Below are 16,501 nucleotides of genomic sequence, written 5' to 3' on the forward strand. Positions count from 1 at the left end.
ATGCCGTTTGAGTTGCTTGCGGCATTTGACCTGCTCATGGCTGTCGACACCATGAACTTGAAAAACCTGCTTTGCCAAATCCACGCCTATGCGTTTAAGTTTCATGCGGGCTCCCCCTCCGGGATTGTTTGTTTCGTAACCTTCAGTCTGGCGCAATGACGCCGTAGGAGGGAGGAGTCCATCTCATTGGGCTACGGGTTACGATCCGGCGAGTAGCGGCTGGCGCAGGCCGAACACCAGAAAGCGTGCCAGCTCCGCCAGAGGTATCGCCTTGCTGATCAGGTAGCCCTGCACCTGATCGCAGCCGAACTGACGCAGCATGTCGAGCTGCTCGATGTTCTCCACCCCTTCGGCCACCACTTCGAGATTGAGGTTATGCGCCAGATTGATCATCGCCCGCACCAATTGGCGATTCTCGGCACGCTCGCCCATGCCGCCGACAAAGCTCTTGTCGATCTTCAGCAGGGTGATCGGCAGGTTGTTGAGATGAACGAAAGACGAGAAGCCGGTGCCGAAGTCGTCCAGCGAAAAACGCACGCCGAGCCGTCCCAGCGCCAGCATGGTCTGCTGCACCTGGTCGCTGCGGCGCATCACTGCGGTTTCGGTCAGCTCGAACTCCAGCCACTGCGCATCGACCCCACGTTCTTCGATCAAACGGCTGAGGGTCGGCAGCAACTGGCTGTCCTGAAACTGGCGAAACGACAGGTTGACCGCCATATGCAGTGCCGGCAGGCCGCGCCCACGCAGCCACTGCATATCGCGCAGGGCACGGGAGATGACCCAGTAACCGAGCGGTACGATCAGCCCGGTTTCTTCGGCCAGCGGTACGAACTCATTGGGCGAGAGCAGCCCACGCTCGCTGTGCTGCCAGCGCACCAGCGCCTCCAGGCCGACGATGCGCCCGCTCTTCAGGCACAGGCGGGGCTGATAATGCAGCTCCAGTTCGTCGCGGCGTAACGCACGGCGCAGCTCGCCTTCCAGATCGGCCTGGCTGCGTGCGCTGCGGTTCAGGCGTTCGTCATAGACATGAAACACGCAGCCTTGCTGATTCTTGGCCTGTTGCATGGCGATATGCGCGTGCCACAGCAGCGGATCGGCGCCCTCGCCAGCGCGGGCATGGGCCAGGCCAAGGCTGCAACCGATCAGCAGACTCTCGCCGTCCAGCCAGTAAGGCTCACCCAATACTTCGGTGACGCGCTCGGCCAGGCGCTCCACGCGCTGCGGATCGCGGCGTGCATCGAGCAACAGCGCGAATTCGTCGCTACCCAGACGCGCAATCTGATCGCAGGGCTGCAGCAGGCTCTTGAGCCGCGCCACCACCTGCAGGATCAGGCGATCCCCAGCCTGGTAGCCGAGGGCATCGTTGGCGTGGCGGAAGTTATCCAGATCGAGATGACCGAGTACCAGGCCGCGGCCACCACACTCGGCCAGGCGCGCGGCGAGCAGAGTCTGGAAACCCTGGCGATTGGCGATGCCGGTCAGGGGATCCTGTTCGGCCAGGCGCTGCAGGGTGTGCTTGAGATTGCCCTGTTCACGCGCGTAGCGCAGGCAACGGCGCAGCACGTCGAGGTTGAGGCTGCCGCGCACCAACCAATCGCTGACACCGACAGGTTCTTCGACTGGCTCCTCGTCGAGCAGCAGGACGATGGGCAGGGGGCACTGATGGGGATCGGGAAGACGGTCCGGGGTACTCAGCAGCAGACCGCTGGCGTGATCATCGAACAGATTGCTGGCCGCTTCCCATGACGGCGCGGTAATAAGCGGGGATGGGCTGCCCAGGGCGCTCAACTGCTCGCGCAACAATTCGGCCCAGTCCGGCGTTTCCGCCAACAGGACCAACCGCAAGGGTTCGACGAGCGTGGACAAGCAACCTCCCCCAATGACCACAAGAATGATGGCGAATCGCGTCGCCTGAACGCGCCGTAATCGGCGTCTAATCAATCACATACGTGCGAAAGGTAGTGCAGATCCTGAGATATAACCAGTAAAGCGACAAGTGGCACCAGAGTACTGGAATAAAGTGATTAACCAAGTGCATGGCGATGCAATTTCGTGCGCTAGGCCACAGTTCCGGACGGTCGCGGCAGAAGCCTTCGGGCCTGTTAAAATGCCCGGCCCTTTTTCTGTGAACGATCCCATGTCCCGACTGAACCCCCGGCAACAAGAGGCCGTGAACTACGTCGGCGGCCCGCTTCTGGTGCTCGCCGGTGCCGGTTCCGGCAAGACCAGCGTGATCACACGCAAGATCGCCCACCTGGTACAGAACTGCGGCATTCGCGCCCAGCACATCGTCGCCATGACCTTCACCAACAAGGCCGCGCGCGAGATGAAGGAGCGCGTCGGCACCCTGCTCAAGGGCAGCGAGGCGCGCGGCCTGACCGTGTCCACCTTCCACAACCTGGGCATGAACATCATCCGCAAGGAATACGCGCGCCTGGGCTACAAACCCGGCTTCTCGATCTTCGACGACGGCGACATCAAGGCGCTGCTCAGCGACATCATGCAGAAGGAGTATTCCGGCGACGACGGCGCCGATGAGGTGAAGAACCTCATCGACAGCTGGAAGAACGACCTGATCCTGCCCGACGAAGCCCTGGCCAAGGCGCGCAATCCCAAGGAACAGACTGCCGCCATCGTCTACCTGCACTACCAGCGCACGCTCAAAGCCTACAACGCGGTGGACTTCAACGACCTGATCCTACTGCCGGTGAAGCTTTTTCAGGAGCACGCCGACATCCTGGAGAAATGGCAGAACCGCATCCGTTACCTGCTGGTGGACGAATACCAGGACACCAACGCCAGCCAGTACCTGCTGGTGAAGCTACTGGTAGGCATGCGCAACCAGTTCACCGTGGTCGGCGACGATGACCAGTCGATCTACGCCTGGCGTGGCGCGCGCCCGGAAAACCTGATGCTGCTGAAAGAGGATTATCCGTCGCTGAAAGTGGTGATGCTGGAGCAGAACTACCGCTCCACCAGCCGTATCCTCAAATGCGCCAACGTGCTGATCGCCAACAACCCGCACGTGTTCGAGAAGCAGTTGTGGAGCGAGATGGGCATGGGCGACGAGATTCGCGTGATCCGCACCCGTAACGAAGACGCCGAGTGCGAGCGGGTGGCCCTGGAAATTCTCACCGAGCATCTGCGTACCCAGCGTCCCTACAGCGAATTCGCCATCCTCTATCGCGGCAACTACCAGGCCAAGCTGATGGAGCTGAAACTGCAGCACCACCAGATTCCCTATCGCCTCTCAGGCGGCACCAGTTTCTTCGCCCGCCAGGAGGTGAAGGACCTGATGAGTTACTTCCGCCTGCTGGTCAACCCGGACGACGACAACGCCTTCCTGCGCGTGATCAACGTGCCACGTCGGGAGATCGGCTCCGCCACTCTGGAAAAACTCGGCAACTACGCCAGCGAACGCAAGATCAGCATGTACGCCGCCGCTGGCGAGATGGGCCTCGGCGAGCATCTCGATGCGCGCTTCACCGAGCGCCTGCAGCGCTTCACCCGCTGGATGGATCGGGTGCGCCAGGAGTGCGCGCAGAACGATCCTATCACTGCGATTCGCAGCATGGTCATGGACATCGACTACGAGAACTGGCTACGGCAGAACGCCTCCAGCGACAAGGTGGCCGACGCGCGCATGGGTAACGTCTGGTTCCTCGTCGACGCGCTGAAGAGCACCCTGGAGCGCGACGAAGACGGCGACATGACCATCGAAGACGCCATCGGCAAGCTGGTGCTGCGCGACATGCTCGAGCGCCAGCAGGAAGAGGAAGAAGGCGCCGAAGGCGTGCAGATGATGACCATGCACGCCTCCAAGGGTCTGGAGTTTCCGTCGGTGTACATCATCGGTTTCGAGGAAGAGATCCTCCCCCACCGCTCCAGCATCGAAGCCGACACCATCGAGGAGGAGCGGCGCCTGGCCTACGTCGGCATCACCCGCGCCAAGCGCAACCTGGCGCTGACCTTCGCCGCCAAGCGCAAGCAATACGGCGAGGTGATCGACTGCTCGCCGAGCCGCTTCCTCGACGAACTGCCGCCGGAAGACCTGGTGTGGGAAGGTCTGGAAGAGGCGCCGGTGGAGGTCAAGGCCGCACGCGGCAACGACGCCCTGGCCAATATGCGGGCGATGCTCAAGCGCTGAAAACCGGACCTTGCTGCCTGATGGGCCGAAGCCCACCCTACCGCGCTGAAAACCGGACCTTGCTGCCTGGTGGGCTGAAGCCCACCCTACCGCGCTGGATCGCCGCCCGGCCCACCCTACGCCTGAGCGGAGTAGGGTGGGCTTCAGCCCACCACTTCAAATGCCACAGGCACCCTCGCCATATTTGCCAGTCAGAAAGAAGATACCGTTCAGACACAGGGAGCTGGAACCATGCGCACATTCACGCTCGACCTCGATGCCCTGAGTCAGCTGATCAACGGCCGTGAGCAGCAGGAGAACTGGCTGGATCTGGAAAGTGGCAGCGTTCTGACCCTGCCTGCGGGAGATCACTACAGCGACGAGCGCCAGCAGATCGAGCTCGATCCCGAGCGCTACAGCCAGGTGCCCAACCTCGACGTCCCCCAGCGCGTGGCCATGCGTGAATCCTTCCTGTTCACCCTTGACGATGTGCATGCCCACCCGCTGCTCAGCGCCGCGCTGACCGGCCGCAGGCCCCTGCGCGCGTTCGACTACGAGATCGAGGCCTTTCCAGCGATTTGCGAACAGTGGCAGTCCTACGAGATCAAGCAACTGCGCGAGTACGCCCTCAACTGGCTCTACGAACTGGGCATCGAGCCCGCGCCGGACAAGCTGCCGCTGGATACGCGCGGCATTCCCAGGGACATTCTGCGGCGGCTGAGTAAGAGCGCCTGAGCGCAGTGCGCCCCCGGATTGCATCCGGGCTACCAACCTGTCCAGGCGGTCAATGGGTCACGACTGTCGGGCAGGCTGCGGTTTCACTACACAATCCGGGGCATTTTGAGCGAAAATCCGCAGCTTTTCTGCTCAACCAGAGGATCGACCGTGGAGTCGTTGAAACAGAAGATTCGCAGCGAAGGCATCGTGCTGTCCGAGCACGTACTCAAGGTGGACGCCTTTCTCAACCACCAGATCGATCCGCGCCTGATGCAGGAGATCGGCCACGAGTTCGCCCAGCGTTTCGCCGGCCAGGGCATCAGCAAGATCGTCACCATCGAGGCCTCGGGCATCGCTCCGGCGGTGATGGCCGGCCTCGAGCTGGGCATTCCGGTGATCTTCGCGCGCAAGTTTCAGTCGCTGACGCTCAAGGACGACCTGCTGATCTCCAAGGTGTTCTCCTTCACCAAGCAGACCGAAAGCACCATTGCCATTTCCGCCCGTCACCTGACCGCCGCGGACCGCGTACTGGTGATCGACGACTTCCTTGCCAACGGCCATGCTGCCAAAGCGCTGATCGACCTGATCCAGCAGGCCGGTGCCCAGATTGCCGGCATCGGCATCGTCATCGAGAAGTCTTTCCAGGACGGCCGCAAGTTGCTGGAAAGCGAAGGCTACCGCGTCGAATCGCTGGCTCGCGTCGCAGCACTGGAGAATGGCCAGGTACGCTTCCTCGACTGACACTGGACGCCCGAACAGCCCTTCAGGCAGGCGGGCAGCCAAAACGAAGAAACCGCCCAGAGGGCGGTTTCTTCATGAAAGCGATATGCCTTACAGGCCAGACATCTTCTGAATCGCTTCGCGCAGTTCGTCATCCGTGCAGTCAGCACAGGTGCCTTTCGGCGGCATGGCGTTGATACCGGAGATGGCAGCAGCGAGGATGCCGTCTAGACCGCCCTGGTGGTCGGCACGCTCTTTCCAGGCAGCGGTGTCACCGATCTTCGGCGCGTCCAGCACACCGGTGGCGTGGCAGGCACTGCAATACTTGGCGATGATGTCGTCAGTGGTGCGTGCCCCCCCCCCGGCGGATGCAGCGACGGTTTCGACGCCCTTGCACTCTTCGCCCATGATGCACACCTCGCCTACAGGCTTGAGGCGCTCGGCGATAGCTTCATCGGTCGTGGCCTGAGCAGTCACTGCCCACAGGGCCAATACGGCAGCCGGTACTGCCAGCATTTTCTTCATCAGATTCACGGTACACCCTCTTCGTGGCTAGTCACGCCCGCGGCCACGGTTTCGCGAGCGGGCGACAGTATAACGGCAAGCAGGCCAGGCCGAAACAACCCATATTGTCGCAGGGTTATTGATCAGAAGTTCGCTGGCGTCGTGGCACTGATCAAACGCGCCGGTACATCGAACGGATTGCGGAAGCGATGCGGCTTGCTGCTTTCGAAATAATAGCTGTCGCCTGGCTCGAGGATGAACACCTCGTTGCCAACGGTCAGCTCCAGCTTGCCCTCGACCAGCATGCCAGCCTCTTCGCCTTCGTGGGCGTACATTTCGTCACCCGTATCGGTGCCGGCCGGATAGGTCTCGTCGAGAAAGGAAATGGCGCGACTCGGGTGGGCCTTGCCAATCAGCTTCATGGTGATGGCGCCACTGCAGATATCGGTCAGTTCGGCGGCACGATAGACCACCTGGGTCTGGTTCTCCTGCTCCATGTCGAGCGAGAAGAATTCCACCAGCGACATGGGAATGCCGCCGAGCACCTTTTTCAGCGAACTGATCGAGGGGCTGACGCTGTTCTTCTCGATCATGGAAATGGTGCTGTTGGTGACGCCCGCCCGCTTGGCGAGTTCACGCTGGGATAGGCCTTTGAGCTTACGAATCGATTGCAGTCGAACGCCGACGTCCAATGCTGGAATCCCCCTTGGGATAAGAGACGAAAAAGTGTCCGTATCATGGCATAGCGTTCGGAATTTACAACACTTGCGTTCACCCTTCGCCTACACACCTCCCAGGAAACCCGTTAAAAGGCCGCGAGCCAGAGCCATGCAACGCAAAAATAGGGGAGGATGCAGAGTGTACGAGCTGTACATGAGCAATACGACCGGGCTGGCGAACCAGCCTGTTTTTAACGCAGCATGGCCGACGCGCAGCCGTCTTTTAACGGGTTTCAGCCCCCGAGATAGAGCAGCGGTACCCGCCGCAGGTTGCAAAAAATCTGATAGGGAATGCTACCTGCCGCCATGGCCACGTCACTGGCCAGCACCTGTTTGCCCCATAGTTCGACATGGCTGCCAAGGCCGACCTGTGGCAAATCGGTCAGGTCGACAGTGAGCATGTCCATCGACACCCGACCGATCAGCCGGGTCAGCTGACCGTCCACCACCACTGGCGTGCCGCTCGGCGCATGGCGCGGATAGCCGTCGGCATAGCCCATGGCGACCACACCGACGCGGGTCGGCCTTTCGGCGACGAAGCGCGCGCCATAACCCACCGGCTCGCCGGCCGGCAGTTCACGCACGCTGATCACCTTCGATTCGAGCGTCATCACCGGCTGCAGGCGAGCGGCCTGCTCCTGAGCCTGCTCGAACGGCGTGGCGCCGTACAGCATGATGCCGGGGCGCACCCAGTCGCTCGGCACCTGCGGCCAGCCAAGCACGGCCGGCGAATTGCGCAAGCTGACCTCGGCGCTGAGGCCTTCGCGCGCCTGCTGGAACACCGCCAGTTGCTCACTCGTGCGCTCGCACTCGGGCTCATCGGCGCGAGCGAAGTGGCTCATCAGCACGATCTTGCCAACCTTGCCGCTGGCCAGCAGGCGCCGATAGGCGGCCTGGTACTCGGCCGGATGCAGGCCGACGCGACGCATGCCGCTGTCCAGCTTGAGCCAGACGGTCAGCGGCTTGCTCAGTTGGGCCTGCTCGATAGCCTCGATCTGCCACTGCGCATGGGCGACACACCACAGGTCATGCTGGTCGATCAGCGCCAGTTCGTCGGCCTCGAAGAAGCCTTCGAGCAGCAGGATCGGCGCCCTGATGCCGGCCTCGCGTAACGCCAGCGCTTCTTCGATGCAGGCCACGGCAAAACCATCGGCCTCGGCTTCGAGTGCCTGCGCACAGCGCACAGCGCCATGTCCGTAAGCATCGGCCTTGACCACGGCCAGGGCGCGGGCGCCGCTCAGTTCGCGGGCCAGTTGGTAGTTGTGACGAAGCGCTTGCAGATCGATCAGGGCACGAGCAGGACGCATGGCAAGGTGTTCCCTCGGTTGTAATCAGTCACACGGTGGCCGCTAGCGGCACTGTTCAAAAAAAACCCGGCAGGGAGCCGGGCGAAAAGCCAACACAAAAAAAATCCGGGAGAATTTTTTGACGTCGCTTGCGACGGCCCGGAGGGTTGCCGCCATGGATGGCAGGCAACAAAAAGCTGTAGTCGCGTCAGACGGCCGCTACCACGCACATTTCCACCAGCACCTCGGGCTTGTACATCTTCGCCTCGACGCAGGCACGGGCCGGCGCATGGCCATCGGCGACCCAGGCGTCGTACTCGGCGTTGAGGCCATCGTAGTCGGCCATGTCCTTGAGGAAGATGGTCAGCGAGAGGATCTTGCTCTTGTCGCTGCCTCCCTCGGCCAGCATCTTGTCGATGTTGGCCAGGGTCTGCCGGGTCTGCTCGTGGATATCACCATCGAACTCATCGGCCAACTGGCCGGCGAGGTAAATCGTGCCGTTGTGGATCACCACTTCGCTGTAGCGTTTGGCCACATGCAGGCGCTGAATCGACATAAAGCTAAAGCTCCTTGGATTGCGAAAGCGCGAAGGCTATCAGGTGCGCAGCGGCTGCGGTGCTGCTTGCACTTCACGCGCCTTGCGCGAGTAACGCGAGATATTCAGGCCGTCGGCGCTGATCTGCGGACGCTTGTTGGCCATCAGATCGGCGAGCAGGCGACCGGAGCCGCAGGCCATGGTCCAGCCCAGGGTACCGTGGCCGGTGTTGAGGAACAGATTGCGGTAGGCGGTGGCGCCGACGATCGGGGTGCCGTCGGGCGTGGCCGGGCGCAGACCGGTCCAGAAGTCGGCGCGCTGCAGATCGCCGCCCTCGGGATAAAGATCGGCGGTGATCATCTCCAGTGTTTCGCGACGACGCGGGTTGAGCGACAGGTCGAAACCGGCGATCTCGGCCATGCCACCAACGCGGATGCGACTGTCGAAGCGGGTGATGGCGACCTTGTAGGTCTCATCGAGAATGGTCGAGGTAGGTGCCATGTCCGGGTTGGTGATCGGCACGGTCAACGAGTAGCCCTTGAGCGGATACACCGGCGCACGGATGCCCAGCGGCTTGAGCAGTTGCGGGCTGTAGCTGCCGAGGGCAAGCACGTAGCGGTCGGCGGTTTCCAGCTTGCCGTCGATCCACACGCCGTTGATACGGTCGCCCACGGCGTCCAGGCGCTGGATGATCTGGCCGAAACGGAACTCGACGCCGAGCGCCTTGGCCATGTCCGCCAGCTTGGTGGTGAACATCTGGCAGTCGCCGGTCTGGTCGTTGGGCAGGCGCAGAGCACCGGCCAGCTTGTGTTTGACGCCAGCCAGGGCCGGCTCGACGCGAGCGATGCCATCGCGGTCGAGCAGCTCGAAGGGTACGCCGGAGGCTTCCAGCACGGCGATGTCCTTGGCAGCGGCATCGACCTGGGCCTGGGTGCGGAACAGCTGGGTGGTACCGAGCTGGCGGCCTTCATAGGCGATGCCGGTCTCGGCGCGCAGCTCGTCGAGGCAGTCACGGCTGTACTCGGACAGGCGCACCATGCGCTCCTTGTTGATCGCATAGCGGCTGGCAGTGCAGTTGCGCAGCATCTGCGCCATCCACAGGTACTGGTCGACGTCACCAGTGACCTTGATCGCCAGCGGCGCGTGTTTCTGCAGCAGCCACTTGATGGCCTTCAGCGGCACGCCCGGGGCGGCCCAGGGCGAAGCGTAGCCCGGCGAGACCTGGCCAGCGTTGGCGAAGCTGGTTTCCAGCGCCGGGCCGTTCTGACGGTCGACCACCACCACCTCGAAGCCCTGACGGGCGAGGTAGTAAGCACTGGCGGTACCAATCACACCGCTGCCGAGAACCAGAACACGCATGTTTTTCTCCCCGCCGCGCCCAGGGCGCGTGCGTTACAGGCCATTGTTGTCGATGGGCGCAGTATAGGAAGAGCCGCGCAGTGCTTTTCACCATATACACAGCTATATTTGGCGAGAATTCTTGGCAAAAAGCCATTTTACAGAGGCGGATTCCCCATGAGAACCCAGCATCAAAGCCGTCGTGAACTGGACAAGATCGACCGCAACATCCTCCGTATCCTGCAGGAGGACGGGCGCATCAGCTTCACCGAACTGGGCGAGCGCGTGGGCCTGTCGACCACGCCCTGCACTGAGCGCGTACGCCGTCTGGAGCGCGAAGGCATCATCATGGGCTACCACGCCCGCCTCAATCCGCAGCACCTCAAGGCCAACCTGCTGGTGTTCGTCGAGATCAGCCTGGACTACAAATCCGGCGACACCTTCGAGGAGTTTCGCCGCGCCGTACTCAAGCTGCCGCATGTGCTGGAATGCCACCTGGTGTCCGGCGACTTCGATTACCTGGTGAAGGCGCGCATCAACGAGATGGCCAGCTACCGCAAGCTGCTCGGTGACATCCTGCTCAAGCTGCCGCACGTGCGCGAATCGAAGAGCTACATCGTCATGGAGGAGGTGAAGGAGAGCCTGGCGCTGCCGGTGCCGGAGTGAATCTGTAGGAGCGAGCTCTGCTCGCGAACCAGACCAGCAAAAGCTTCGCGAGCAGAGCTCGCTCCTACACAATGGTCGATCGTTCCCACGCTCTGTGTGGGCATGCAGCCCCGGACGTTCTGCGTCAGCCTGCTGCACGCGGCAAGTCGTGGCGCGGAGCGCCACTGCAGGGGTCTACCACGCAGAGCGTGGGAGCCATCAGCCTAAACGAGTCGCTGGCGAGTGGTGGCGATCAGACGGTGCACCTGGCGCTCCACCGCCGGCTCGATCGGCAGTTCCGGCCCACGCCCATGCGGGCAAGGCAGACGTGGTGTGGTGCCGAACAGGCGACAGATCAGCGGGCGCTGGTCATACACCTCGCAACCGTTCGGTCCCAGGTGTACGCAGTTGTACTCGGCCAGCGCCGCGTCATGTTCGGCATCGTTCTTCACCGGCAGGCGCGCCAGCTCTTCGGATGAGGCGGTCACCGGCCCACAGCAGTCATGGCAGCCGGGTATGCAGTCGAAGCGCGGGATCTGCCGGCGCAGGTGATCGATCTTGCGGTCTGTGCAGCTCATACGCGGGCGCCTGGCAACGAAGGCGACAGTTTACCGTGCCATGCTGATGCCTGCCCGCAGAGGGACGGATTAGCTACACGCCGATCCCCGAACGTAGCGCACGACGTCGTTCTGCTGTCCCGCGTGTTTTTTCCGCAGGCCTCTTGGCGCCGGACGGATCACGCGCTTATGCTGCGTTGAATTTTCCACACAACACAATCAGGATTTCGCACATGAACGCCCGCGTTCACCAGCCCGTCCACAGCCCGCAGCATGCCGCTTCCTATTACGCCGCCAGCGTCAATCGCCAGCAGGCCTACCCGCCCCTGGGCGGTGAGCTGCAGGTGGACGTGTGCATCGTCGGTGGCGGTTTCAGCGGCCTCAACACCGCCATCGAGCTGGCCCAGAAAGGCCTGTCGGTGGCGCTGCTGGAGGCGCGCAAGATCGGCTGGGGCGCCAGCGGGCGCAACGGCGGGCAGCTGATTCGTGGCGTCGGCCATGATGTCGAACAGTTCGAATCGGTGGTCGGCCAGGATGGCGTGCGCCAGTTCAAGCTGATGGGCCTGGAGGCGGTGGAGATCGTGCGTGATCGCGTTGCGCAGTTTCAGATCGATTGCGACCTGACCTGGGGCTACTGCGACCTGGCCAACAAACCGGCGCATATGGACGACTTCGCCGCCGACAAGGCAGAGCTGGAAAGCCTCGGCTATCGTCACGAACTGCGCATGGTGCCGAAGGAGCGCATCCACGAAGTGGTCGGCTCCGACAACTATCACGGTGCCATGATCGACATGGGCTCGGGCCACCTGCACCCGCTCAACCTGGCGCTCGGCGAAGCCGCTGCCGCCCAATCGCTCGGCGTGCAGCTGTTCGAAGACTCACCGGTGACACGCATCGACTACGGCAACGAGGTGCGCGTGCACACCGCCCAGGGCCAAGTGCGCGCCAAGTACCTGGTGCTGGCCTGCAATGCCTACATCAACGGCCTCAATCCGACCCTGAGCGGCAAGGTGCTACCGGCCGGCAGCTATATCATCGCCACCGAACAACTCTCCGAAGAGCAGGCGAGGCAACTGATTCCACAGAATATGGCGCTGTGCGACCAGCGCGTGACAGTCGACTATTACCGACTCTCCGCCGACCGCCGCCTGCTGTTCGGTGGTGCCTGCCACTATTCCGGGCGTGACCCGGCCGATATCGCTGGCTACATGAAGCCGAAGATGCTCAAGGTATTCCCGCAACTGGCCAATGTGCGCATCGACTATCAATGGGGCGGGATGATCGGCATCGGCGCCAACCGCCTGCCGCAGATCGGCCGACTCAAGGATCAGCCCAACGTGTTCCACGCCCAGGCCTACGCCGGCCACGGCGTCAACGCCACGCACCTGGCTGGCAAACTGCTCGGCGAGGCCATCGCCGGTCAGGCAAGCCATGGCTTCGATCTGTTCGACAAGGTGCCGCACATGACCTTCCCCGGCGGCAAGCACCTGCGCTCACCGCTGCTGGCACTGGGCATGCTCTGGCACCGGCTGAAGGAAGTGCTCTAGCAGGCCGTTGAAAAACGTAGGCGAGGCAGCCAATGCAAGGCAAAAATAGGCGAAAAAGCGGAGTTTACGAGCTGTAAATGAGCATTTTGATCGGACTCGCGCACGAGCCTGTTTTTAACGCAGCAGTGGCAACGCAGATAGTTTTTCAACAGCCTGCTAGCTGGTCAGCGGCATCAGGAGCGTGCCGCGCCCACCGCCTGCATCTCGCTGAAGGCGCCGCGCTGACTGGCCAGGATGATGAATACCAGGGCACCGGTAGCCATCATCAGCGGCAACGCATGGCCGCTCAGCCACTGGCTGACGGCGCCCGTGGCCAGCGGCCCGACCAGGCAACCCAGGCCCCACAGCTGAGCGACGTGGGCGTTGGCACGCACCAGTTCATCATCGCGGTAACGCTCGCCGATCATGATCAGCGACAGGGTGAACAGACCACCGGCGCTGGCACCGAAGGCAACGAACACCGGCCAGATCAGCGGCGTGTGCAGGAGCAACGGTATCGCCAGGCTGGACAGCAGCAACACCACGCCACAACAGCGGAACAAGGTCTGCCGCGACATGCGGTCGGCCAGCCAGCCGATGGGCAGTTGCAGCGCGGCATCGCCGATCACCACCACGCTGACCATGACCAGCGCCACCTCCTGGGTGAAGCCCTGGCGCAGGCTGTAGATCGGCAGCAGGGTCAGCATCATCGCCTCGAAGGCGGCGAACAGCATTACCGCCCAGGCAATCGCCGGCAACTTGCGGCAGAACACCAATAGCCCGCGCCCAGAAGCGCTATGCGCATCCACCTGGGGTGCACCGGTGCGCCCGAGCAGAATCAGCGAACCGCCGATCAGCAGACACACGCCCGTCCAGAAACCCCGGTCAGTCGCCGTGCCGAGCGCTGTCAGCAGCAACGGCCCGCTGAGCTGACTGAGGGCATAACCCGTGCCGTACAACGCCACCAGACGGCCGCGCCACTTTTCCACGGCGAGCTGGTTAATCCAGCTTTCACCGAGCACGAACACCACGGTCAGCGCCACGCCGAGGAACAGCCGCAGCCCCACCCAGACCGCATAATTCTGCACCAGCGCCAGGCCAGCCACCGACAGCGCACCGAGCAACAGACACAACTGCATCAGCACGGTGGTGCCGAAACGTGCCGCCAGGCGCCCGGCCAGCGAAGCTCCGAGCAACACACCAACCGCAGGAGTGGCCGCCATCACACCAATGGCAAAAGAATCATAGCCCCAGCTTTCCAGGCGCAACGACACCAGCGGCATGGTCACGCCCAGCGCCAACCCGATGCTGATGACCGCCGAGCAGACGGCGAAGTAGGTGCCCCAACGCATTGGTGAATTCCTTGGCAGACGAGCCACTGCAAAGACAACGGCCGGGCTCCTCGGGAACCCGGCCGTAGGTTTCGGGAGCGAGATAGCCGGCAGTTTCGCTGCGTTCTCGGCCCTCTCCCCCAGCCCCTCTCCCATAAATGGGAGAGGGGAGCCGATTACCTGGCCGACGACCAGGAGATCGTCCCGGTACCGCTACAGCTTGATCCAGGTGGCCTTGATCTCGGTGTACTTGTCGAAGGCATGCAGCGACTTGTCGCGACCGTTGCCGGACTGCTTGAAACCACCGAACGGCGCGGTCATGTCACCGCCATCGTACTGGTTGATCCACACGCTGCCGGCACGCACGGCGCGGCCAACGCGATGGGCGCGGGACAGGTTGCTGGTCCAGATACCTGCCGCCAGGCCATAGATGGTGTCGTTGGCGATGGCCACGGCATCGGCCTCGTCATCGAAACCGATCACCGACAGCACCGGGCCGAAGATCTCTTCCTTGGCGATGCGCATGGCGTTGTTCACCCCATCGAAGATGGTCGGCTCGACATAGGTGCCGCCGGTTTCCTCCATCACCCGCTTGCCGCCGGCCACCAGCTTGGCGCCGTCGTCATGGCCGGCCTGGATGTAGTTCAGCACCTGGTTCATCTGGGTGGTGTCGACCAGCGCACCGACATTGGTTGCCGGGTCCAGCGGGTTGCCCGGTTTCCAGGCCTTGATCGCCTCGACCACCATGGGCACGAACTTGTCCTTGATCGAGTTCTCCACCAGCAGGCGCGAACCGGCGGTGCAGACCTCGCCCTGGTTGAAGGCAATGGCGCTGGCAGCCGCTTCGGCAGCGGCCTGCAGGTCCGGCGCGTCAGCGAAGACGATGTTCGGGCTCTTGCCGCCTGCTTCCAGCCAGACGCGCTTCATGTTCGACTCGCCGGCATAGATCATCAGTTGCTTGGCGATCTTGGTCGAGCCGGTGAACACCAGGGTGTCGACATCCATGTGCAGAGCAAGGGCCTTGCCAACGGTGTGGCCGAAGCCTGGCAGCACGTTGAACACGCCAGCCGGGATGCCGGCCTCGATGGCCAGCTGGGCGATGCGGATGCCGGTCAGCGGCGACTTCTCGGAGGGCTTGAGGATAATCGAGTTACCGGTGGCCAACGCCGGACCGAGCTTCCAGCAGGACATCAGCAGCGGAAAGTTCCACGGTACGATGGCGGCGACCACACCCACCGGCTCGCGGGTGACCAGGCCGAGCTGGTCGTGAGGCGTGGCAGCGACCTCGTCATAGACCTTGTCGATGGCCTCGCCGCTCCAGCGGATGGCGTTGGCGGCGCTGCCGACGTCGATGCTCAGCGAGTCGCTGATCGGCTTGCCCATGTCGAGGGTTTCCAGCAGGGCCAGCTCCTGGCCATGCTCTTCGATCAGCTCGGCGAAACGGATCATCACCTTCTTGCGCTTGGCCGGGGCCAGACGCGACCACACACCGGATTCAAACGTAGCGCGGGCATCCTTGACCGCCACTTCGGCGTCGGCCTGGTCACAGCTGGCCACCAGGCCGAGCAGGCGGCCGTCGACCGGGCTGATGCATTCGAAGGTAGCGCCAGACTCGGCTGCGCGATACTCACCGTGCACGAAGGCGCGGGTTTCGATGCTCAGGGTCTTGGCACGCTGTTCCCAGTCGGCACGAGTCAGGCTAGTCATTCCGGCATCCTCTCAATGGGTGGAAGCGGCGCCTGCGAGGGCGCGCACTGTCAATAATTCTGCAAGGCCAGATCGCTGGCCAGATCCTGGCTGACACACTAAACCAGGGGGCTGTGGCTTTTCAATATTTTTGACACGGACCGGCAAAAGCCCTTGTCATGTGCGTTTTTTTAAACATAGACTGCTGCCACGACTTTCCCGCGAAGGCCCTGCTGGTCGCGCGGTTGCCGCCACCGAAACCATGGAACAGCCAGATGAACATCGAACAGATCGTCGACTTCGCCCAGGCTGGCACGGCCGCCGAACACTATCGCCCAGCGCCGGAAAAAGTGCTCAAGGGCGACCCCGAGCAAAGCGTGCGCAACCACTACAGCAGCCCCTGCGGACAGTTCAGCAGTGGCATCTGGGAAGGCGCCGTGGGTCAATGGACGGTGCACTACACCGAGCACGAATACTGCGAGATTCTTCAGGGCGTGTCTGTGCTGCGTGATGCTGATGGCAACGCCAAGACCGTACGCGCCGGCGACCGTTTCGTGATTCCTGCTGGCTTTTCCGGCACCTGGGAAGTGCTCGAAGCCTGCCGCAAGGTGTATGTGATCTTCGAGCCCAAGTAGGTTCCCGAACTCCTGTTGCTTGTCACCCTTTGGCCCGCCTTGCGCGGGCCTTTTTCTGCGCGCCCCATGCCCAGCGGCAGTGGAGCGCGCGTCGTGTAGGGCGGGTGCAACCCGCCTTGAAGGAACTGGCGGGTTTCACCCGCCCTACCCCAGCCGGCAGGCAAAAAAAGACCCGC

At 62.7% G+C, this 16,501-nt stretch carries 15 protein-coding genes and 1 pseudogene; 6 read left to right on the forward strand and 10 right to left on the reverse strand.

Going from position 1 to position 16,501, the window contains the following annotated elements:
• Window positions 1-105 (reverse strand): annotated as a pseudogene (locus PSOLE_RS23905) (IS110 family transposase); the annotation flags it as partial.
• A gap of 93 nt (window positions 106-198) precedes the next feature.
• Entirely contained in the window at window positions 199-1,866 is a 1,668-nt protein-coding gene (locus tag PSOLE_RS18775) for a putative bifunctional diguanylate cyclase/phosphodiesterase (RefSeq protein WP_074860360.1), read from the reverse strand.
• A gap of 271 nt (window positions 1,867-2,137) precedes the next feature.
• On the opposite strand from PSOLE_RS18775, the gene rep reads away from it, so the two are divergent.
• The 3 genes from rep to PSOLE_RS18790 all read left to right on the forward strand — a co-directional run bounded on the left by rep (window position 2,138) and on the right by PSOLE_RS18790 (window position 5,584).
• Window positions 2,138-4,147 (forward strand): DNA helicase Rep, encoded by a 2,010-nt coding sequence (gene rep / locus PSOLE_RS18780; protein ID WP_074860358.1) that lies wholly within the window; start codon window positions 2,138-2,140, stop codon window positions 4,145-4,147.
• A gap of 231 nt (window positions 4,148-4,378) precedes the next feature.
• Complete coding sequence (locus PSOLE_RS18785; RefSeq protein ID WP_004423177.1) at window positions 4,379-4,861, forward strand: UPF0158 family protein; 483 nt, start codon at window positions 4,379-4,381, stop codon at window positions 4,859-4,861.
• 150 nt (window positions 4,862-5,011) lie between these two features.
• A complete protein-coding gene (locus tag PSOLE_RS18790) occupies window positions 5,012-5,584 on the forward strand; it encodes a xanthine phosphoribosyltransferase (protein WP_074860357.1) in 573 nt (190 codons plus the stop codon).
• Window positions 5,585-5,674: 90 nt separating this feature from the next.
• On the opposite strand, the gene PSOLE_RS18795 is transcribed toward PSOLE_RS18790, so the two are convergent.
• From PSOLE_RS18795 to dadA, 5 genes are all read right to left on the reverse strand, one after another.
• Window positions 5,675-6,097: a c-type cytochrome gene (locus tag PSOLE_RS18795; protein WP_074860354.1), complete on the reverse strand. Its 423-nt coding sequence runs from the start codon at window positions 6,095-6,097 to the stop codon at window positions 5,675-5,677.
• Between the two features lie 113 nt (window positions 6,098-6,210).
• A complete protein-coding gene (locus PSOLE_RS18800) occupies window positions 6,211-6,759 on the reverse strand; it encodes a cupin domain-containing protein (RefSeq protein ID WP_004423167.1) in 549 nt (182 codons plus the stop codon).
• Between the two features lie 260 nt (window positions 6,760-7,019).
• Window positions 7,020-8,093, reverse strand: coding sequence for an alanine racemase (gene alr / locus PSOLE_RS18805; RefSeq protein WP_004423162.1), 1,074 nt, complete (start codon window positions 8,091-8,093; stop codon window positions 7,020-7,022).
• 187 nt (window positions 8,094-8,280) lie between these two features.
• Window positions 8,281-8,628, reverse strand: coding sequence for a RidA family protein (locus PSOLE_RS18810; RefSeq protein WP_004423160.1), 348 nt, complete (start codon window positions 8,626-8,628; stop codon window positions 8,281-8,283).
• Between the two features lie 39 nt (window positions 8,629-8,667).
• Window positions 8,668-9,966 (reverse strand): D-amino acid dehydrogenase, encoded by a 1,299-nt coding sequence (gene dadA, locus PSOLE_RS18815; RefSeq protein WP_074860352.1) that lies wholly within the window; start codon window positions 9,964-9,966, stop codon window positions 8,668-8,670.
• Between the two features lie 156 nt (window positions 9,967-10,122).
• Between dadA and dadR the strand changes: the two genes are divergently transcribed.
• Window positions 10,123-10,611, forward strand: a complete 489-nt coding sequence (dadR, locus tag PSOLE_RS18820) for a transcriptional regulator DadR (protein ID WP_013713454.1) — start codon at window positions 10,123-10,125, stop codon at window positions 10,609-10,611.
• Between the two features lie 203 nt (window positions 10,612-10,814).
• On the opposite strand, the gene PSOLE_RS18825 is transcribed toward dadR, so the two are convergent.
• On the reverse strand, window positions 10,815-11,168 hold the full coding sequence (locus tag PSOLE_RS18825) for a YkgJ family cysteine cluster protein (RefSeq protein ID WP_074860350.1): 354 nt from the start codon (window positions 11,166-11,168) through the stop codon (window positions 10,815-10,817).
• A 212-nt stretch (window positions 11,169-11,380) separates the two neighbouring features.
• On the opposite strand from PSOLE_RS18825, the gene PSOLE_RS18830 reads away from it, so the two are divergent.
• Complete coding sequence (locus PSOLE_RS18830) at window positions 11,381-12,694, forward strand: NAD(P)/FAD-dependent oxidoreductase (protein ID WP_074860348.1); 1,314 nt, start codon at window positions 11,381-11,383, stop codon at window positions 12,692-12,694.
• A gap of 173 nt (window positions 12,695-12,867) precedes the next feature.
• Here PSOLE_RS18830 and PSOLE_RS18835 read toward each other — a convergent pair whose 3' ends face one another.
• Together PSOLE_RS18835 and PSOLE_RS18840 are read right to left on the reverse strand one after the other, a co-directional pair.
• Complete coding sequence (locus PSOLE_RS18835; protein ID WP_074860347.1) at window positions 12,868-14,025, reverse strand: MFS transporter; 1,158 nt, start codon at window positions 14,023-14,025, stop codon at window positions 12,868-12,870.
• Between the two features lie 192 nt (window positions 14,026-14,217).
• Complete coding sequence (locus tag PSOLE_RS18840) at window positions 14,218-15,711, reverse strand: aldehyde dehydrogenase (RefSeq protein WP_074860345.1); 1,494 nt, start codon at window positions 15,709-15,711, stop codon at window positions 14,218-14,220.
• A 254-nt stretch (window positions 15,712-15,965) separates the two neighbouring features.
• Here PSOLE_RS18840 and PSOLE_RS18845 point away from each other — a divergent pair, with 254 nt between their 5' ends.
• Window positions 15,966-16,325, forward strand: coding sequence for a cupin domain-containing protein (locus tag PSOLE_RS18845; RefSeq protein WP_074860342.1), 360 nt, complete (start codon window positions 15,966-15,968; stop codon window positions 16,323-16,325).
• Window positions 16,326-16,501 lie beyond the last annotated feature (176 nt).

Origin of the sequence: Pseudomonas oleovorans subsp. oleovorans (assembly GCF_002197815.1) — a bacterium.
Taxonomy (GTDB): Bacteria; Pseudomonadota; Gammaproteobacteria; order Pseudomonadales; family Pseudomonadaceae; genus Aquipseudomonas; species Aquipseudomonas oleovorans.